The 17,638-nt window shown below is 68.9% G+C and carries 17 protein-coding genes and 1 other RNA gene; 4 read left to right on the forward strand and 14 right to left on the reverse strand.

Annotated elements, in window-relative coordinates:
- Positions 1-9 precede the first annotated feature (9 nt).
- The 6 genes from QTI51_RS10635 to QTI51_RS10660 form a co-directional block, all read right to left on the reverse strand.
- Positions 10-1,410 carry an amidase gene (locus tag QTI51_RS10635; protein ID WP_116907398.1) on the reverse strand — a complete coding sequence of 467 codons (1,401 nt, stop codon included), beginning with the start codon at positions 1,408-1,410 and terminating at the stop codon, positions 10-12.
- 200 nt (positions 1,411-1,610) lie between these two features.
- Complete coding sequence (locus QTI51_RS10640; RefSeq protein WP_286515860.1) at positions 1,611-3,023, reverse strand: amidase; 1,413 nt, start codon at positions 3,021-3,023, stop codon at positions 1,611-1,613.
- A complete protein-coding gene (locus QTI51_RS10645; RefSeq protein ID WP_207786608.1) occupies positions 3,020-3,244 on the reverse strand; it encodes a hypothetical protein in 225 nt (74 codons plus the stop codon). The genes QTI51_RS10640 and QTI51_RS10645 overlap by 4 nt, the downstream gene beginning before the upstream one ends.
- Before the next feature lie 117 nt (positions 3,245-3,361).
- Positions 3,362-4,297, reverse strand: a complete 936-nt coding sequence (locus QTI51_RS10650; protein WP_116907395.1) for a helix-turn-helix domain-containing protein — start codon at positions 4,295-4,297, stop codon at positions 3,362-3,364.
- Positions 4,298-4,455: 158 nt separating this feature from the next.
- The gene (gene rnhA, locus QTI51_RS10655; protein ID WP_116907394.1) at positions 4,456-4,905 is read right to left on the reverse strand and encodes a ribonuclease HI; all 450 of its coding nucleotides are present in this window, start codon (positions 4,903-4,905) and stop codon (positions 4,456-4,458) included.
- Positions 4,906-4,939: 34 nt separating this feature from the next.
- A complete protein-coding gene (locus tag QTI51_RS10660; RefSeq protein ID WP_286515859.1) occupies positions 4,940-5,710 on the reverse strand; it encodes a class I SAM-dependent methyltransferase in 771 nt (256 codons plus the stop codon).
- On the opposite strand from QTI51_RS10660, the gene gloB reads away from it, so the two are divergent.
- Both gloB and QTI51_RS10670 read left to right on the forward strand, forming a co-directional pair.
- A complete protein-coding gene (gene gloB, locus QTI51_RS10665) occupies positions 5,709-6,545 on the forward strand; it encodes a hydroxyacylglutathione hydrolase (RefSeq protein ID WP_116907392.1) in 837 nt (278 codons plus the stop codon). The genes QTI51_RS10660 and gloB overlap by 2 nt on opposite strands.
- Entirely contained in the window at positions 6,542-8,140 is a 1,599-nt protein-coding gene (locus tag QTI51_RS10670) for a transglycosylase SLT domain-containing protein (protein ID WP_116907391.1), read from the forward strand. The genes gloB and QTI51_RS10670 overlap by 4 nt, the downstream gene beginning before the upstream one ends.
- A gap of 42 nt (positions 8,141-8,182) precedes the next feature.
- Here QTI51_RS10670 and QTI51_RS10675 read toward each other — a convergent pair whose 3' ends face one another.
- The 8 genes from QTI51_RS10675 to dnaX form a co-directional block, all read right to left on the reverse strand.
- Positions 8,183-9,373 carry a low temperature requirement protein A gene (locus QTI51_RS10675; RefSeq protein ID WP_116907390.1) on the reverse strand — a complete coding sequence of 397 codons (1,191 nt, stop codon included), beginning with the start codon at positions 9,371-9,373 and terminating at the stop codon, positions 8,183-8,185.
- Between the two features lie 86 nt (positions 9,374-9,459).
- Complete coding sequence (locus tag QTI51_RS10680; protein ID WP_116907389.1) at positions 9,460-10,305, reverse strand: ABC transporter permease; 846 nt, start codon at positions 10,303-10,305, stop codon at positions 9,460-9,462.
- Positions 10,305-11,201: an ABC transporter ATP-binding protein gene (locus QTI51_RS10685; protein ID WP_116907388.1), complete on the reverse strand. Its 897-nt coding sequence runs from the start codon at positions 11,199-11,201 to the stop codon at positions 10,305-10,307. Before QTI51_RS10685 ends, QTI51_RS10680 begins: the two co-directional genes overlap by 1 nt.
- Before the next feature lie 55 nt (positions 11,202-11,256).
- The gene (locus QTI51_RS10690) at positions 11,257-12,294 is read right to left on the reverse strand and encodes an ABC transporter substrate-binding protein (RefSeq protein ID WP_116907387.1); all 1,038 of its coding nucleotides are present in this window, start codon (positions 12,292-12,294) and stop codon (positions 11,257-11,259) included.
- A 185-nt stretch (positions 12,295-12,479) separates the two neighbouring features.
- Positions 12,480-12,872: an MAPEG family protein gene (locus QTI51_RS10695; RefSeq protein ID WP_116907386.1), complete on the reverse strand. Its 393-nt coding sequence runs from the start codon at positions 12,870-12,872 to the stop codon at positions 12,480-12,482.
- Positions 12,873-12,908: 36 nt separating this feature from the next.
- Positions 12,909-13,499 (reverse strand): recombination mediator RecR, encoded by a 591-nt coding sequence (recR, locus tag QTI51_RS10700; protein WP_116907385.1) that lies wholly within the window; start codon positions 13,497-13,499, stop codon positions 12,909-12,911.
- A gap of 7 nt (positions 13,500-13,506) precedes the next feature.
- On the reverse strand, positions 13,507-13,839 hold the full coding sequence (locus QTI51_RS10705; RefSeq protein WP_007836669.1) for a YbaB/EbfC family nucleoid-associated protein: 333 nt from the start codon (positions 13,837-13,839) through the stop codon (positions 13,507-13,509).
- A 71-nt stretch (positions 13,840-13,910) separates the two neighbouring features.
- Positions 13,911-15,815 carry a DNA polymerase III subunit gamma/tau gene (dnaX, locus tag QTI51_RS10710; protein WP_116907384.1) on the reverse strand — a complete coding sequence of 635 codons (1,905 nt, stop codon included), beginning with the start codon at positions 15,813-15,815 and terminating at the stop codon, positions 13,911-13,913.
- A gap of 190 nt (positions 15,816-16,005) precedes the next feature.
- Here dnaX and ffs point away from each other — a divergent pair.
- Both ffs and QTI51_RS10720 read left to right on the forward strand, forming a co-directional pair.
- Positions 16,006-16,102, forward strand: an RNA gene (gene ffs, locus QTI51_RS10715) — signal recognition particle sRNA small type.
- Positions 16,103-16,242: 140 nt separating this feature from the next.
- Positions 16,243-17,607, forward strand: coding sequence for a chloride channel protein (locus QTI51_RS10720; RefSeq protein ID WP_116907383.1), 1,365 nt, complete (start codon positions 16,243-16,245; stop codon positions 17,605-17,607).
- Positions 17,608-17,638: the final 31 nt, after the last annotated feature.

Here is a 17,638-nt window from a genome sequence, read left to right on the forward strand (position 1 = left end):
GGGAACGCTTCAGACCGCCGGGTGCTTGCGGTGCCAGTCGGTCGCCTGCTGGAAGGCGGCGCCCGCGCGCACCAGCAGCGCCTCGTCGAAGTGGCGCGCCACGAACTGGAAGGCCACCGGCATGCCCGCGGGCGTGAAGCCGCCGGGCAGCGTGATGGTCGGGCTGCCGGTCATGTCGAAGGGGCAGGTGTAGCGCAGCATCGCGGCCATCAGATCGGCGTCGACGCCCATCTGCGCCATGCGCTCCGTGGTGGGCGACGCGATGCCCGTGGCCGGAATCAGCAGCAGGTCGATGTCCTGGAACATCGCCCTCACCTTGCCGCTGAAATCATGGCGGCGCAGCACGATCTTCTGGTAGTCGACACCGCGCTGCGCCAGGCCCAGCTCGACCAGCCCGGCCACGGCGGGGCCGTACATGTCCTTGCGCGAGGGGTAGGTTTCTTCGTGCACCACGGCGGCTTCCATGCCGCACAGCGGGAACCAGTCTTCGATGGCCTGCGTGGGGTCTGGAAAGCGCACTTCGCGCACCTCGCCGCCCAGCGACTTCACGGCGGCCACGGCCGCGTCGAACACGGCGCGGGTCGGCGCGTCGACGCCTTCGGTGGCCCAGCGCGTGTCGATGCCCACGCGCAGCCCGGCCAGTCCCTTCGCCATGTCGGCGAGGTAGTCGGGCACGGGCAGCAGGCTGGCGGTCGGGTCCTTCGCGTCGGCGCCGGCAATGGCGCCCAGCATCGCGCCCGCGTCGGCCGCGCTGCGCGTCATGGGGCCGATGTGGTCGAGCGTGGCCGCCAGCTCGAAGGCGCCGTAGCGGCTCACGCGGCCCCAGGTCGGCTTCAGCCCCGTGAGGCCGTTGGCGGCCGAGGGAAAGCGGATGGAGCCGCCGGTGTCGGTGCCCAGCGAGCCGTAGCACAGCCCCGCCGCCGTGGCCACGCCCGAGCCGCTGGACGACACGCCAGGCCAGTGCGCCGCGTTCCACGGGTTGACCGGCGGCGACACCGAGGGGTGGTGATCTGCGTACGCGCTCTCGGTGAGCTGCAGCTTGCCGAGAATGACCGCGCCCGCCTCGCGCAGCTTGCGCACCACGGTGCCGTCTTCGGTGGGCACGAAGTCCTTGTAGAGCGTCATGCCGGCTGCGGTGGGGACGCCCTGCGTCCAGCACAGGTCCTTCACGCCCACGGGCACGCCCTGCAGGGGGCCGCGCAGCTCGCCCTTGGCAATCTCGGCATCGGCGCGCGCGGCTTCGGCCAGCGCCGAATCGTTCATGGTGCGCACGTAGCTCTTCAGCGCGCCGTCGAGCTTGTCGATGCGCGCGAACTGCGCCTTCGTCACTTCGACCGACGACAGTTCGCGGGACTGGATGAGGCGGCCGACTTCAAGAAGCTCGAGGTAGTGCAGATCGTTGTTCGACATGGCGGGAGGACTCCGTTCGTTGTGTCAGTTGGGTCAGTTGGGTCGGTGGTGTCGGGAACAGGCTCTGGGAGCGCTTTGGAAGCACGTTCGAAGCACATCGAGAACAGGTACCGAAGTTATCGGCCGGCGGCGGCGGGCGCTTTGCTGGCAGCGCCATTGCGATGTGCTGGTTCGGTCAGCCGCTGGTTTTCAGCCCAGGGTCAACCCAGCCGGGGCGCGCGCAGGTGGAAGGCGCTCGCAAGCTGGAAGGCATGCCCGGCGCGCAGCAGCGTGGCCTCGGCAAAGGGCCGGCCGATGAGCTGCATGCCGATGGGCAACCCATCGGGGTCGAAGCCGCAGGGCACGTTCAGCGACGGCAGGCCCGTGAGGCTGGCCACTCCGGTGAACTGCATGATGGCCGAAAGCATGTCCTCGGGCTGGCCCGGCACGATTTCCACCGTGGTCTCGCCCAGCCGCGTGGCCACGAACGGCAGCGAGGGGCAAACGAACACGTCCACGTGGCGGAATGCCTCCAGGAATTCGCTGCGCAGCAAGGCGCGGTAGCGCTGGGCCTGCAGGTAGTGCGTGGCCAGCAGCAGCTCGCCGGCCTCGAGCAGCGTGCGCACGTCGTCGCCGTAGTCCTGCGGACGCTCGCGCAAGGTGCGCTGGTGGTAGGTGCTGGGCTCGGCCGACTCGATGGTGAGCTGCGCCGAGATGTTGCCGTGGATGTTGCGGATGTCGACATCGACCAGCTGCGCGCCCAGGTCGACGAAGGTGGCCAGCGCCTCTTTCACCGCGTCGTGCACGGGCGCCTGCAGGTGCTCGAAGAAATAGCCGGGCACCACGCCGATGCGCAGGTGCTTGCAGCCGTCGGCCAGGTCTTTCAGGTAGTCGTCGGTGGTGCGCTGTGCGCTGCCCGCGTCGTTGGCGTCGAAGCCGGCGATGGCGCCGAACATGAGCGCGCAGTCTTCCACCGTGCGCGTCATGGGGCCCACGGTGTCCATGCTCCAGGCGAGCGGCACCACGCCGTGGTTGCTCACGCGGCCGTAGGTCGGGCGCAGGCCGACGATGCCGTTGACCGCCGACGGCAGGCGAATGGAGCCGCCGGTGTCCGTGCCGATGGCACCGAAGCACAGGCGCGCCGCCACCGCCACGGCCGAGCCGCCGCTGGAGCCGGCGGGAAAGCGCGTCGGGTCCCAGGGGTTGCGCACCGCGCCGTAGTGCGGGTTGGCCGAGGTGCCGCCCCACGCGAACTCGTGCATGTTGGTCTTGCCGATGAACACCGCGCCCGCCTGCCGCAGCCGCGTGGCGACGGTGGCGTCGGACGCGGGGAGCCAGTCGGCCAGCACCTTGCTGCCCGCGGTGGTGCGGGTGCCGCGCACGGCGACGTTGTCTTTCAGCGCAATCGGAATGCCCTGCAGCGGGCCGAGTTCGTGGCCCGCGCCCGAGAGCAGTTCGGCGGCCCGCGCGACCTGCATCGCCTGTTCCTCGAACACGGTGATGAAGGACTTCAGCACGCCGTCGTGCTGTCGGATGCGCGCGAGCGAGGCTTCGACCAGCTCGACCGGCGACAGCTTGCGCTCCCGCACCAGCCGCGCCGCCTGCGAGAGCGTGAGTTCGAGCACGTCGCTCATTCGCCGCCCTCCGGCGCTTCGTGAGCTTGCGTGAACACGGTCACCGGCATGAGCGCCTGGTGCGCGGCCTCGCTCATCTTGCGGCTCAGCTCGTTGGCCGCCGGAATCCAGGCGGACAGGATCGCCTCGACGGCCGCGAGGCGTTCAGGGCTCAGGTCGAGTGCGGCGCAGCGGGCCAGCGCTGTGACATCGACGTGCCCTGCGGGCGGTGGGGTTTGCATCGTCGTCTCCATGCGTGAAGTGTTGGCTTCACGATAGGGAGCGACGGCAGCAAGGGCTTGGCTGCCAGCGCCAATGCAATGGACTGGAACCGCCAGCCCGGCAACGACCGTGTGGGCTCAGTGCCGGCGCAGCAGCGTCTGCGGCGTCACGCCGTAGGCCTTCTTGAAGACGCGGCAGAAGTGCGACATGTCGCTGAAGCCGTGCTGGAACGCCGCCTGCGTCACCTGCCGCACGCGCCCTTCCATCAGCGCGCGGTGGCTGGCCTCGAGCCGCTGCTTCCAGAGCCACTGGATCGGCGTGGTGCCCTGCTCGGCGAACACGCGCGCCAGGGTACGGGCCGAGACGTTCTGCGCGCGGGCGATCTGCTCGACGTCGAGCTCGCAGTCGTCCAGGTGCGCGGCGATGTAGTCGCGCGTTTTCTGGAACAGCGCGCTGTGGCCGGAGCGCGCTGCGTCGGTGCCCGCGGCCTGCACCTGCAGCACGGTGGAGAGCATGTCGAGCAGCGAGCTGGCCAGGCTGGCCTGCATGCCGTCGAGCCCCGACAGCTCGAGCACCGCGGCCTCGCGGATCATGGTGCCCAGCAGCCGCGCCACCGGGTGGCCCTCGGCCAGGTGCATGGCCGTGAGGTGGTGCGCCTCGGGCACGCGGCACAGCAGCTGCATGCGCGGAATGCGCACCAGCAGCGCCGACTCGGGCGCGAGGTCGAAGGTGAAGGGGCGCGCCGCGTCGTACAGCACGATGTCGCCGTTGCGCTGCACCACGCTGCGGCCCGACTGCGACAGCACGCCCTGGCCCGAAACCATCAGCCCCAGCATGAAGTCTTCGTTGGGGCCGCTGCGCAGGCACTGGGCATCGCGCTCCCACAGGCAGCGCGGGGACGACATTTCGGCGAGCGTGAGGCTGCCCAGCGAGCGCACCTGGAAGCGCGCATTGAAATGGGCGCGGTCGGGCACCAGGCTCTTTGCGGGAATGAAGTGCCTGCAGACCACGTCGCTCCAGTAGTCGAAGCGCTGGCTGGGGTCGACCGCGTCGGTGGTGTAGTCGAGGTTCATGCTGCGAGGGAGTGAGTGGCCGCGAGGCGGTAACTGGCCGGTGGCGCCCCGGTTGCTGCCGACGGCGCCACGCTCAACCCACTCTAGCAACAACCATGCCCTTTGCGCAGGGGCCCGACCCTGAGACGGATGCGCGGCGGGAGCGCATCGCAGAGGGATCAGATGCGCCCCAGCGCCTTGTCCACGCCCTTGTTGGCCAGCATGTCGGCGCGCTCGTTGCCGGGGTCGCCCGAGTGGCCCTTCACCCAGCGCCACTCGATCTGGTGGCCACCCTCGGCCACCAGCTTGTCCAGCCGCTGCCAGAGCTCGACGTTCTTCACGGGCTGCTTGCTGGCGGTCATCCAGCCCTTGGCCTTCCAGCCGCGGATCCACTCGGTGATGCCCTTGCGCACGTACTGGCTGTCGAGGTACAGCAGCACCTTGCACGGCCGCTTGAGCGCGGCCAGGCCTTCGATGACGGCGGTGAGCTCCATGCGGTTGTTGGTGGTGTTGAGTTCACCGCCGAACAGGTCCTTCTCGGTGGCGCCGGACTTCAGCCACGCGCCCCAGCCCCCGGGGCCCGGGTTGCCCTTGCATGCACCGTCGGTGTAGATCACGACTTCGTTCAAACTGATTTTTCCTTGTTCATTCGTTCGTTCATTTTCAATTCTTGCCAGCGTCCTGCCGGTGCACCTTGCCCGCGATGGGCACGGGCGCCGTGGCGCGCGCACCGGCACGCCGCCAGTCGGCGCTCAGCAGGCGCATGCCGCGCACGCGCTTCACCGCCACCAGGAAGTAGGCGGCACCGAAGATCGGCCACCAGCGCTCGCCCGCGGCGTCCATCCAGCGCGCGCGCTCCAGCCAGGCCTCGCTGCGCACGGCCGGCCGGTAGATGCCGAAACGGCCCGACTCGACCTCGAAGCTCAACAGCCGCAGCCAGTCGCGCATGCGCCAGTAGCCGATGAACTCCCCGCCCTCGGGCAGGTAGAGATCGCCGACGCCCAGCTTGCGGTAGAGGTGCGCGCGGCGCTGCCGCATGCCCCACAGGCTGGCCGGGTTGAGCCCGCAGATCACCACGCGGCCCTCGGGCACCAGCACCCGCTCGACCTCGCGCAGCGTGGCATGCGGGTCGGGGCTGAGCTCCAGCGCGTGCGGCAGCACCACCAGGTCGAGGCTGTTGGCCGCGAAGGGCAGCGCCGCGAAGTCGGTCAGCAGCGTAGCCTTGCCGCGGCGGGCCGGGTCGTCGAGCGCCAGCCAGCGGTGCGGCATGCGGTTGGTGCGCAGGGCATCGACCTCGGCCGCGCCCAGCTGCAATGCGTGGTAGCCGAACACGTCGGCCACCGCCTGGTCGAACTGGGCCTGCTCCCAAGCCAGCAGGTAGCGCCCCGGGGGGGTCGCGAACCAATCATGCAAACCTATAATTTGACCGCTCATGACCCTTGTTCCGCTGCCCGCCTTCGCCGACAACTACATCTGGATGCTGCACGACGGGTCCCACGCCATCGTGGTGGATCCGGGCGATGCCCAACCGGTGTTCGACGCGCTGGCGCGCCACAAGCTGCAGCTCGCCGCGATTCTAGTCACGCACCACCACGCCGATCACACGGGCGGCGTGCCCGCCTTGCACGCGGCCACCGGCGCGCCGGTGTGGGGCCCCGCGACCGAACGCATCCCCGAGCCCTTCACCCCAATGGCGCAGGGCGACGTGGCCGAGATGCCCGGCGTGTTCGAGCTTGCCGGGGGCCTGCGCTTCCAGGTGATCGACGTGCCGGGCCACACGGCCGGGCACATCGCGTACTTCCTGCCGGCGCTGCCCTCTTTGCATGCCCTTCCAGATTCACCAACGGCGCCCTCCCAGGCGCCGTTGCTCTTCTGCGGCGACACGCTGTTCTCCGGCGGCTGCGGCCGGCTGTTCGAGGGCACGCCCGCGCAGATGCTCCATTCGCTGGACGCGCTGGCCGCGCTGCCCGGCGACACGCAGGTGTGCTGCGCCCATGAATACACACTTTCTAACCTGCGTTTCGCCCTCGCCGTGGAACCGGGCAACACCGAACTGAGTCACTACAACGCGCACTGCGAAAGCCTGCGCGCGCAAGGGCGGCCCACGCTGCCCTCGCACCTGGCCACCGAACGCCAGATCAACCCCTTTCTTCGCAGCCGCGAAGCCACTGTCCTTAGAGCGGTGCGTGCCCACGCCGAGCTGGCTGCCGACGCAGCCGAAGCCGACGTGTTCGCCGCACTGCGCCAATGGAAAAACGACTTCCGATGAAATTCTTTGCTGCCACCTGCCTCGCAGGTTCACTGGTGCTTGCGGGCTGCGCGGGCACGAACAACGGCTCCGCACCCTCCTCTTCTTCCAACCCCTCCGCCGGCGGCACCGGCAGCGCGGCACCGGTCTATCCCCGCAGCGCGCTTTCTCCCCTGGCCAACGGCCAGGCGCAATCGCAGAGCGTGGTCACGCTGGCGCCGCCGGTGGACATGTGGGACCGCATCCGCCGCGGCTTCAAGATGCCCAACCTCGACAGCGACCTGGTGCGCGACCGCGAGCAGTGGTACGCCAGCCGGCCCGACTACATCCAGCGCATGACCGCGCGCTCGGACAAGTACATCTTCCACATCGTCGAGGAGCTCGAGCGCCGCAACATGCCCACCGAGCTGGCGCTGCTGCCCTACATCGAGAGCGCCTTCAACCCGCAGGCCGTGTCCAGCGCGCGTGCGGCGGGCATGTGGCAGTTCATGCCGGCCACCGGCACCGACTTCGACCTGAAGCAGAACATCTTCCGCGACGACCGCCGCGACGTGGTGGCCTCCACCCGCGCCGCGCTCGACTACCTGCAGAAGCTCTACGGCATGTTCGGCGACTGGCAGCTCGCCCTGGCCGCCTACAACTGGGGCGAAGGCAGCGTGAGCCGCGCCATCGCCAAGAACCAGCGCCTGGGCCTGCCCACCACCTACAGCGACCTCACCATGCCGGCCGAAACGCGCATGTACGTGCCCAAGCTGCAGGCCGTGAAGAACATCGTGGCGAACCCGCAGGCGTTCAACGCCGAGCTGCCGGTGATTGCCAACCACCCGTACTTCCAGACCGTGACGCTCACGCGCGACCTCGACGTGGAGCTGGCGGCCAAGCTGGCCGACGTGCGGCTGGACGACTTTCGCGCGCTGAACCCCGCCGGCCACAAGCCGGTGCTGCTCGCCGCGGGCACCCCGCAAATCCTGCTGCCGTGGGACAACGCGGCCGTGTTCCAGCGCAACTTCGACGCCTACACCCAGGGCCAGTACGCCAGCTGGACGGCCTGGGTGGTGCCCACCACCATGACCGTGGCCGACGCGGCCCAGCGCTCGGGCATGAGCGAGGCCGACCTGCGCGCGCTGAACAGCGTGCCGCCGCGCATGCTCATCAAGGCCGGCTCCACGCTCATCGTGCCGCGCGGCGCGCGCGTGAAGGAAGACGTGGCCGCCGTGGTGGCCGACGAGGGCCACCTGAGCTTCCAGCCCGAGATCGTCACGCGCCGCACCACGGTGAAGGCCGGCCGCGCGGACAACGTGGCCAGCATCGCGCGGCGCTACAACCTCAAGCCGGCGGCCGTGGCCGAGTGGAACGACGTGCAGCAGAACCATGCGTTCAAGCGCGGCTACAGCGTGGTGGTGTACCTGCCGATCCGCGCGAGCGTGGCCGCGCGCGTGGGCACCGGCGTGCGCCCGGTCGTGCACACGATGGCGGCCGCCCCGGCGCGCCGCGGCAGCGCACCCGTGAAGGCGGCGGCGCCACGCGGCGCCAACGTGGCCAAGGTGCCCGCGAGCAGCAAGCAGCAGGTCGTGCGCGAGAAGCGCGGCGGCACGCCGGCTAAAAAGAAGCGCTAAAAAAGAAGCGCCGAGGCACCGGGCGCCGACACCCCTGCGGTGTCAGTGCGCCTGCGCGGCCAGCGCCCTGCGCCGAACCACCGCTTCGAGCGCGGCCACGGCGATCATGATGAGCGTGGTCAGCGTGCCCACCGCCATCACCGTCAGGTGCGACACGAACACCACGTACACCGCCAGCACGGCCAGCAGCCCCAGCCCGTACAGGTGCGACTGCGGCGTGAAGCCGCGCACCACGCGCTTGAACAGCGCATTGCCGAACAGGTAGAGCGCCGGCCCGCCGATGAGCGCGCCCAGGTACTTGAGCTCGGCGTGATGCCCGCCCTCGCCGATGGTCAGCTCGTCGGCCACGGCGCACACGATGATGCCGGCCACCAGGATGACGTGCGTGTAGTGGAACTTGGCGCCGATGCCGCCCGGGTCGCTCGAATGCTCGATGACATGCGATGCCTCCTTGGCGCTGGTGTCGAAGTACATCCACCACATCGCCAGGCTGCCCGCGAAACCGACCAGCAGCGCGAACAGGTCTGCGGCATGCCACTCGGCGTGGTGCCCGAAGGCGATGCCGGTGGCCAGCACCGACTCGCCCAGCGCGACGATCACGAACAGCTGGCAGCGCTCGGCGAGGTGGCCGCCGTCCACGGTCCAGTCGCTGGTCGACGAGCGCCCCAGGCCCGGAAAGCGCAGCCCGATCATCGGCGCGATGTACTCGCACAGCACGCCGCCGAACCACAGCGCGAGCCGCAGCGACCCGTCGGCGAAACCGCCCGCGATCCAGAACGCGCCGGCCACGCAGTTCCACGCCAGCAGGCGCCGAAAGTTGGGCGTGAGCGGGTCGTTGGGGCCGATGGCAATCAGCATGCACAAGGTGCGCCCCGCCTGGATGCCCACGAAGCACAGCGCAAACACCAGCCCGCGCTCGCCGAAGGCGCCGGGCAGCGCCGAGGCCATCACCATGGCCAGCAGCATGATCGCGAACAGCACGCCGCGGATGCGCAGCGTGCCGGGGTTGAACCAGTTGGTGGTCCAGGCCGTGTACTGCCAGCCTAGCCATACCGCGAACCACATCACCAGCGTCTGCAGCGCGCCCAGCAGCGTGAGGTGGTCCAGAAGATAGTGCGAGAGCTGCGTGACCGAGAACGCGTAGACCAGGTCGAAGAACAGCTCCTCGTTCGACACCCTGGCCGCCTGGTCGCGCGAACGCAAGGTCGTGGCCCGCTTGTGGTCCTGGCTCATTGTTTACCCCTGTGGATTCGTTGCGGCGCTCTGGTCGCCGCGCGGGATCATCGCACGCAAGCGCCGGGCCACGGCGGCCGGGCGCGCTACAGCTTCTCTGTCTCGCCGGTGCGGGGTTGCCACTTCATGAGGCGCTTCTCGACCAGCCCCACGATGCCGTCGAGCACCAGCGCGAAGGCCGTGAGCACCACGATGCCGGCGAACACGGTGTTCACGTCGAAGGTGCCCTCGGCCTGGAGAATGAGGTAGCCCACGCCGCGCGCCGACCCCAGGTACTCGCCCACCACCGCCCCCACGAAGGCCAGCCCCACCGAGGTGTGCAGGCTGGAGAACACCCAGCTGGTGGCGCTCGGCAGGTACACGGTGCGCAGCAGCTGGCGCTGGTTGGCGCCCAGCATCTTCGCGTTGGCCAGCACCACCGGGCTGACCTCGCGCACGCCCTGGTACACGTTGAAGAACACGATGAAGAACACCAGCGTGACCGCCAGCGCCACTTTGCTCCAGATGCCCAGGCCGAACCACAGCGCGAAGATGGGCGCCAGGATCACGCGCGGCATCGAGTTGGCGGCCTTGATGTAGGGGTCGAGGATGAGGCTGGCCGTGGGCGCCAGCGCCAGCCACAGCCCGCAGGCCAGTCCCATCACCGTGCCGATGCCGAAGGCCAGCACCGTTTCCAGCAGCGTGGTGCCCAGGTGCAGGTAGATGTCGGCGTTGCCCTTCAGCCCTTCGGGAAAGAGCGCGTTGGCCGGCACCTCGAACGGCAGGAACCAGCTCCAGATGCGCCCCGCCACCTGGATGGGTTCGCCGAGGAAGAAGGCGAACTGCTGGTTGCGCGAAGCCACGTGCCACGCCACCAGAATGACCACCAGCAACGCCAGTTGCCAGAAGCGCGCGTTGCGCTCGTTCAGACCCAAGCGGCCAGGGCGGCTCATCACGCGGCCTTCCGGAGTTGCTGCGCGTAGCCCTTGAGCACCTCGTCGCGCAGCACCTCCCAGATCTGCGTGTGCAGCTCGACGAAGCGCGGCTGCGTGCGCACCTCGGCCACGTCGCGCGGGCGCGCCAGGTCGATGGCGAACTCGCCAATGGGGTGCGTGGCCGGCCCGGCCGACAGCACCACCACGCGGTCGCTCATGGCAATGGCCTCGTCGAGGTCGTGCGTGATGAAAAGCACGGCCTTGCGACCTTGTGAGCCCCCGGGCGCTGCGCGCTCGCTCCCCGAGGGGGTAGGCTCCGCCCTTGGGGCGGCCCGGCGGCCTTCGCTCGGCGCGCTCCAGAGTTCGAGCACCTCGTTTTCCATCAGCTGGCGCGTCTGGATGTCGAGTGCGCTGAAGGGCTCGTCCATGAGGATGATGTCGGGGTCGAGCACCAGCGTCTGCGCCAACGCCACGCGCTTGCGCATGCCGCCCGAGAGCTGGTGCGGGTAGCGGTCGCCGAAGCCCGAGAGCCCCACGCGCGAGAGCCACGCCTGGGCCAGCGCGCGCGCATCGGCATCGGGCACGCCGCGGTACTGCAGGCCCACCATCACGTTGTCGATGGCGCTGCGCCACGGCATCAGTGCCTCGGTCTGAAACATGTAGCCCGCGCGCGCATTCACGCCGTCGAGCGTCTTGCCGAACACCTTCACGCTGCCCGACGAAGGCGCCAGCAGGCCAGCGCCCACGTTCAGCAAGGTCGACTTGCCGCAGCCCGTGGGCCCCACCACCGAGACGAACTCGCCCGCCTTGATGCGCAGCGTGGTGTCGGCCACCGCCGTGTAGCGCTGGCCGGGGTCGTCCTTCGAGTGGAAGGTGCAGCTGATGTCCAGGAGTTCGAGAGCGTGGTCGTGCATCGTCGCGGGAGGAAGAAAAAACCCGGCCAAGGCCGGGTCGCGGGGACGTTCGGAATCAGGCTTTGAACCTGTCTTTCGCGCGCCTAGCAAAATCGTTGGTGTAGGTCTTGGCGAGGTCGATCTTGTCGGCCTTCACGCTGGTGTCGAAGCTGGCAATGGCGGTGAGCGCGGTCTTGGGGCCGTCGGCCGGCACCAGGCCGTCGGTGGCGATCGATTCGCGCACCTTGTCGAAAGACGCCAGGTACAGCGCGCGGTCGCCGAGCAGGTAGGTCTCGGGCACCGTCTTGATGATGTCGCCGGGCCCAGCCGTCTGCAGCCATTTCAGGCCGTGCACGATGGCATTGGCCAGCGCCTGGCAGGTGTTGGGGTTCTTCTGGATGAAATCGGCCGAGGCGTACAGGCAGGCCGCGGGCATCGTGCCGCCGAACACCTGCTGCGTGCCCTTGAGGGTGCGCGTGTCGCTGATGATCTTCACGTCGCCCTTCTGCTCTAGCATGGTCATCACCGGGTCGGTGTTGCTGATGGCGTCGATCTGCCCTGAGCGCAGCGCAGTGAGCGCGCCCGCGGCCACGCCCACGCCGATGAAGCTCACGTCGCTGGCCTTCAACCCGCCGCGCGAGAGCACCAGGTTGGCGACCATGTTGGTCGACGAGCCCGGTGCCGAGACGCCGATCTTCTTGCCCTTCAGGTCCTGGATGCCGGTATAGCCGGCCATGTTCTTGGTCGACACGCCCACGGCGATCTGCGGTGCGCGGCCCTGCAGCACGAAGGCCTGGAAGATCTGGTTCTTGGCCTGCAGGTTGATGGTGTGCTCGTACGCGCCCGAGCACACGTCGGCCGAGCCACCCACCACCGCCTGCAGGGCGCGCGCGCCGCCGGCGAAGTCGGAAATCTCGACGTCGAGCCCTTCGGCCTTGAAGTAGCCGAGCTGCTCCGAAATGGTGAGCGGCAGGTAGTAGAACGCCGCCTTGCCGCCGACCGCGATGGAGATCCTGGTCTTCTCCAGCTTCGCCTGCTGCGCAAAGACACGCGGCAACGCGATGGTTGCGGCGGCGATGGCGGAGGCTGAAATGAGGGCGCGGCGATGGAGCATGAACGGTGCCTGTAACGTGGCCTGTAACGGGGCCTTTGACGTGGCCTGAAGCTGTGCCTGTGGGCTCTGTGATTCCTGTGGACTGAATCGAGCTTAGGGGCCGCACCACGCCACGGCATCGGGGTCATCCCGTGCGGGTTTTCACGTAAGCATGAAGGCCTCGCCGCGAAGCCTTCGCCCCGGCGTCAGCGCGCCAGGAAAAGTATCGCGATGTTCACCAGGAATGCGAGTGCCCAGACCGCGCTGCGCGCGCTGCCGACACCCTTGATGTACAGCGCGATGTAGATCGCGCGCAGCACCACGTAGGCCACAGCCAGCATGTCGAGGCGCGACTGCGCCGCGCCAAGCTGGTGCGCGATGAGGACCGCGCCGATGAAGAAAGGCAGGCCTTCGAAACTGTTCGCTTGCGCACTGTTGGCGCGTGCGCGCCAGCCGCTCTGCCTGGCGGCCCAGTCGCGCGGATGCTGGTTGTCGCGCGGGCCGAAGCTGCCCGCCTTGGCGATCCACGCCGAGAGGTACGGCAGGCCGCAGGCGACGAACACGCACCAGTAGGCGACGGTGAGCAATGAGAAGGTCATGGGGTGCAGTTGGCTTGGTCGTGGCCCGGCCGCGGCCTACCTGCGGTCGACCAGCGCGTGCGCGATGGTGCCGAGGTCGACGTACTCGAGCTCGCTGCCCGCGGGCACGCCGCGCGCGAGCCGCGTCACGGTGAGGCCGTGCTGCTTGAGCGCCTCGCCGATCACGTGCGCGGTGGCTTCGCCCTCGGCGGTGAAATTGGTGGCCAGGATCACCTCGCTGACCGTGCCGTCGCGTGCGCGGTCGAACAGCTTCTGCAGGCCGATGTCGTTGGGCCCGATGCCGTCGAGCGGGCTGAGCTTGCCCATGAGCACGAAGTAGTAGCCGCGGAAGGCGCCCGTGCGCTCCAGCGCGGCCTGGTCGGCCGGCGTCTCGACCACGCAGAGCTTGGTGCCGTCGCGCCGCGAGTCCATGCAGACATTGCAGATGGGCGCTTCGGTGAAGGTGTTGCAGAGCTGGCAATGCCGCACGTTGCCCGCGGCCTGCTGCAATGCGCGCGCGAGCAGCTGCGCGCCGTCGCGGTCGTGCTGCAGCAGGTGGAATGCCATGCGCGAGGCCGACTTGACGCCGACGCCCGGCAGGCGGCGCAGCGCATCGACCAGGGCGTCGAGCGAACTCGCGTCTGCCATGCAGCGCTTAGAACGGGAGCTTCATGCCGGGCGGCAGGCCGGGCATGCCGGCCGTGAGCTTGCCCATCTTCTGCTCGCTGGTTTCCTCGGCCTTGCGCACGGCGGCGTTGAAGGCGGCGGCCACGAGGTCTTCGAGCATGTCCTTGTCGTCGGCCAGCAGGCTGGGGTCGATGGTGATGCGCTTGACGTCGTGCTTGCAGGTCATGACGACCTTGACGAGGCCGGCGCCGGACTCGCCTTCGACCTCGATGTGCGCCAGTTCTTCCTGGGCCTTCTTGAGGTTGTCCTGCATTGCCTGCGCCTGCTTCATGAGGCCGGCGAGTTGTCCTTTGTTGAACATCGTGTGGTCCTGATCGGTTGAGATGGGTTGAAAAACGGGGGAAGGATAAGAGAGGCTGGAGCGACCTGCGCTCAGACCGGCTTCAGCGTGCCGGGAACGATCTTCGCATCGAAGTCGCGCATCAGCGCCTGCACTTCGGGGTCGCTCAGGATGGCGTCCTCGGCCACGCGCTGGCGCTCTTCGGCCGCGTGCTTGTTGCGCCGCGCGGGGCTGTCGACCACGCTGCCGATCTCGATGGACAGCTTGACGTCGTGGCCGATGTTGTTCAGCGCCGCCGTCAGCTTTTCGCGGCTGGAGGGCTGGTTGAGCGTTTCGCGCTCGATGCGCAGCATCCACTGGTCGGTGTCGCGCCCCACCAGCTGCGACTGCAGCGCGAGTTCGCGCGCCAGCGCCGCGATGGCTTCGGACGCGACCAGCTGCGTGACCGTGGCGTACCAGAAGTCGCCGTCTTCGCTGGGGGGAATGGGAACGAAAGGCGCGCGCTGCCCCTGGGCATGAGGCTCGTCACGCGCGCCCGGCGGCGGTTGCACGCGAATCGGGACGCCGACGACCTTGGCGGAGGTACTGTCCGTGGGGGTCGGGCGGGGGTCGGCGTGGCGTGGCTCGTCGACGACTGCGAGGCGTTGGCCGGCGGGGGCCTGGTTGAGGGGAGGCGTCGGTGCGGAGGGCGCAGCGGATGCGATGGGTGCGACCGGCGCGGCAGGTGCAACGGGTGCGGGAGCGACTGCTGCAGGGGCCTGCACAGGCGGCTTCGGCGTTACGGCCACCGGCGCTGGTGCGGGAGCGGCCACCGGCGCTCGCGGCGCAGCGGCCGCAGCTTCATTCAGAGTTTTTTTTTCCGTGGAGGCCGTCGCAGCAGCCGCGTTGGAGGGTTTGAAGGCCAGCAGCCGCAGCAGCACCATGGTCAGCGCCGCGTACTCGTCGGGCGCCAGGCCCAGCTCGCCGCGGCCGTGCAGGCAGAGGCTGTAGAGCAATTGCGTTTCGTCGGCCGGCATCAGCGTGGCGAGCCGGGCCGTGTCGGCCGCGTCGGGGTCGGTGGCCGAATCGGCCGACTCCGCCCGCGAGGGCACGGCCTGCAGCACGGCCATGGCCTGCAGCACCGCCGTCATTTCTTCCAGCGTGGAGGCTGCAGACATGCCGTCGACGCGCAGCGCCTCCGAGGTCTCGACCACCGTCTTGCCGTCGCCCTGCGCCAGCGCCTCGATCAGCTTGAACACATGGCCGCGGTCGACGCTGCCGAGCATCTGGCGCACACCCGTTTCGAGCAGCTCGCCGTTGCCGAAGGCGATGGCTTGGTCGGTGAGCGACAACGCATCGCGCATCGAGCCGCGCGCCGCGCGCGCCAGCAGGCGCAGCGCCTGCTGCTCGGCCGGCACCTGTTCGGTCTGCAGCACGCTGGTGAGGTGTTCGAGCACCGTCTCGGGCGCCATCGGCCGCAGGTTGAACTGCAGGCAGCGCGACAGCACCGTGACCGGCACCTTCTGCGGATCGGTGGTGGCCAGCACGAACTTGAGGTACTCGGGCGGCTCCTCGAGCGTCTTGAGCATCGCGTTGAACGCGGTGTTCGTGAGCATGTGCACTTCGTCGATCATGAAGACTTTGAAGCGCCCTTGCACCGGCTTGTAGACGGCTTGCTCGAGCAGCGACTGGACCTCGTCCACGCCGCGGTTGGAGGCCGCGTCGAGCTCGGTGTAGTCCACGAAGCGGCCCGAGTCGATGTCGCGGCAGGCCTGGCAGACACCGCAGGGCGTGGCGGTGATGCCGCCCTGCCCGTCCGGCCCCTGGCAATTGAGCGACTTGGCCAGGATGCGCGACACGGTGGTCTTGCCCACGCCCCGCGTGCCGGTGAACAGGTAGGCGTGATGCAGGCGCTGCGTGGTCAACGCGTTCTCGAGCGCCTGCACCACGTGCCCCTGGCCGACCATCTCGGCGAAGGTTTTCGGGCGGAACTTGCGGGCGAGCACGAGATAGGACATTGCGGGCATTCTAAAAGGCACGGGACACCCTTCCGGCCCGCGCGGCAACAAACGCAAACCCTTTCCTTTTTCGTTTTTTTCTTTTCCTTGCAGACGATGCGCGACCGTCCTGCGCGCTTGTCCCGCCTCGGCGCAGGGGGTTGGCCCGGCGCGACGGAATGGCCGAAGTCTCGTGGTTAGAATGCAGGCTGACGGGCCTCCCTGCATGGTGAAGTGGCCAACCGGGTCAGGTGGGGAACCAAGCAGCCCTAACTGCGTAGTCAGTGCCAGGGGTAAGGCTCGTCAACCTAACATCAGAAAAGCCGCAAGTTCCCTGCAACTTGCGCGCCTCCAGGGGCTCGCAAAGCCCCTCCTCTCCAGTCTCCATCGAACCCGCCATGAACTTCAAGGCGGCATCGCTCCGGTGCCTGCGTAAACTGGCCGCGGTATGAACCGAGAGCCGGATTTCCTCGAACACCTGCGCGCCGAGCTGCGCGGCGGCCGCGTCTGGCTCGACCGCGCCATCGTGCTCGGCTACGCCATCGCGGCCGGCATTTTCGTTGTCGGCTTCACTTACGCCAGCGACTGGGTCTTCGGCCAGTTCCATCGTTTCTACCGTGCCTGGCCCTGGGCCGTGCTGCTGACGACGCCGCTGATCACAGCCGGCATCGTCTGGGCGACGCTGCGCTTCTTTCCTGGCGCGGGCGGTTCGGGCATTCCGCAGATCAAGGCGGCGCTGCACCCCGAGCTGCCCGAAGAACGGCGTTTCATGTTCGCCTCGCTGCGGCTCACGCTCGCCAAGATCGGGCTGGGCGCGGCCGGTTTCGCGGCCGGCCTGTCGATCGGGCGCGAAGGCCCTTCGGTGCAGGTGGCGGCCGGCGTGATGCAGCACGCGAGGCGCTGGCTCTCGCCCGGCACCACCATCGACGCGCGTGCGCTGCTGGTGGCCGGCGGGGCCGCTGGCATCGCGGCCGCGTTCAATGCGCCGCTGGCGGGCGTGGTCTTCGCCATCGAGGAACTGTCGGGCCGGCTGGAGGCGCGTTCCAGCGGCCTGATCATCACAGCCATCGTGCTGGCCGGCCTGGTGGCGGTGTCGGCCTTCGGCAATGCCAGCTATTTCGGCGTGATCCGCGTACCCCGGCTGGGCTGGGACGCCCTGGGCCCCGGCCTGCTGGTCACGCTGCTGAGCGGCGCGGCCGGCGGCCTGTTCGCGCGGCTGCTGATCGCCTCGCTGACCGGCACGCCCGGGCGCTTCAACCGCTGGCGGGCGCGGTTTCCGGTGCGCTTCGCGGCCGTCGGCGGGCTGGCGGTAGCGGTCATCGGCCTGGTAACGGGCGGCGTCACCTTCGGCGCGGGCTCCGAGGCGGTCAAGCAGATGCTGCAGGGGCACGACGAACTCACGCCGCTGTACACCTTGCTGAAGTTCGTCGCCACATGGCTCACGGCCTGGTGCGGGGTGCCGGGCGGCATTTTCGCGCCTTCGCTGTCGATCGGCGCGGGCATCGGCGACCTCGTCGCCCGGCTGGCCAGCAGCGACCTGGGGCCGGCGCTCATCGCGATGGGCATGGCCGGCTTCCTGGCGGCCGTGACCCAGGCGCCGCTGACCGCCTTCATCATCGTGATGGAGATGGTCGACGGCCATTCGATGGTGCTGAGCCTGATGGCCGCCGCCATGCTGGCCAGCCTGGTCTCCCGGATGATCAGCCGCCCGCTGTACGACACGCTGGCCGAGCACATGGTGGGACGCGCCATCTCGTCCACGGTGCCCACGGCGCATCAAGATTCAGGCTCGGCGCGTCCTTCTTCGCCGTAGGCGACGGTTTCAGCGGATCAACGACCCGCGC

The organism is Variovorax sp. J22G73, assembly GCF_030317035.1.
Taxonomy (GTDB): Bacteria; Pseudomonadota; Gammaproteobacteria; order Burkholderiales; family Burkholderiaceae_C; genus Variovorax.

Coding starts and splice junctions, on each gene's coding strand:
- QTI51_RS10720 (WP_116907383.1), top strand. CDS start 16,243: ATGAACCGAGAGCCGGATTTCCTCGAACACCTGCGCGCCGAGCTGCGC.
- dnaX (WP_116907384.1), bottom strand. CDS start 15,815: ATGTCCTATCTCGTGCTCGCCCGCAAGTTCCGCCCGAAAACCTTCGCC.
- QTI51_RS10690 (WP_116907387.1), bottom strand. CDS start 12,294: ATGCTCCATCGCCGCGCCCTCATTTCAGCCTCCGCCATCGCCGCCGCA.
- QTI51_RS10640 (WP_286515860.1), bottom strand. CDS start 3,023: ATGAGCGACGTGCTCGAACTCACGCTCTCGCAGGCGGCGCGGCTGGTG.
- recR (WP_116907385.1), bottom strand. CDS start 13,499: ATGGCAGACGCGAGTTCGCTCGACGCCCTGGTCGATGCGCTGCGCCGC.
- gloB (WP_116907392.1), top strand. CDS start 5,709: ATGACCCTTGTTCCGCTGCCCGCCTTCGCCGACAACTACATCTGGATG.
- QTI51_RS10685 (WP_116907388.1), bottom strand. CDS start 11,201: ATGCACGACCACGCTCTCGAACTCCTGGACATCAGCTGCACCTTCCAC.
- QTI51_RS10670 (WP_116907391.1), top strand. CDS start 6,542: ATGAAATTCTTTGCTGCCACCTGCCTCGCAGGTTCACTGGTGCTTGCG.
- QTI51_RS10680 (WP_116907389.1), bottom strand. CDS start 10,305: ATGAGCCGCCCTGGCCGCTTGGGTCTGAACGAGCGCAACGCGCGCTTC.
- QTI51_RS10660 (WP_286515859.1), bottom strand. CDS start 5,710: ATGAGCGGTCAAATTATAGGTTTGCATGATTGGTTCGCGACCCCCCCG.
- QTI51_RS10695 (WP_116907386.1), bottom strand. CDS start 12,872: ATGACCTTCTCATTGCTCACCGTCGCCTACTGGTGCGTGTTCGTCGCC.
- QTI51_RS10675 (WP_116907390.1), bottom strand. CDS start 9,373: ATGAGCCAGGACCACAAGCGGGCCACGACCTTGCGTTCGCGCGACCAG.
- QTI51_RS10635 (WP_116907398.1), bottom strand. CDS start 1,410: ATGTCGAACAACGATCTGCACTACCTCGAGCTTCTTGAAGTCGGCCGC.
- QTI51_RS10705 (WP_007836669.1), bottom strand. CDS start 13,839: ATGTTCAACAAAGGACAACTCGCCGGCCTCATGAAGCAGGCGCAGGCA.
- QTI51_RS10645 (WP_207786608.1), bottom strand. CDS start 3,244: ATGCAAACCCCACCGCCCGCAGGGCACGTCGATGTCACAGCGCTGGCC.
- QTI51_RS10650 (WP_116907395.1), bottom strand. CDS start 4,297: ATGAACCTCGACTACACCACCGACGCGGTCGACCCCAGCCAGCGCTTC.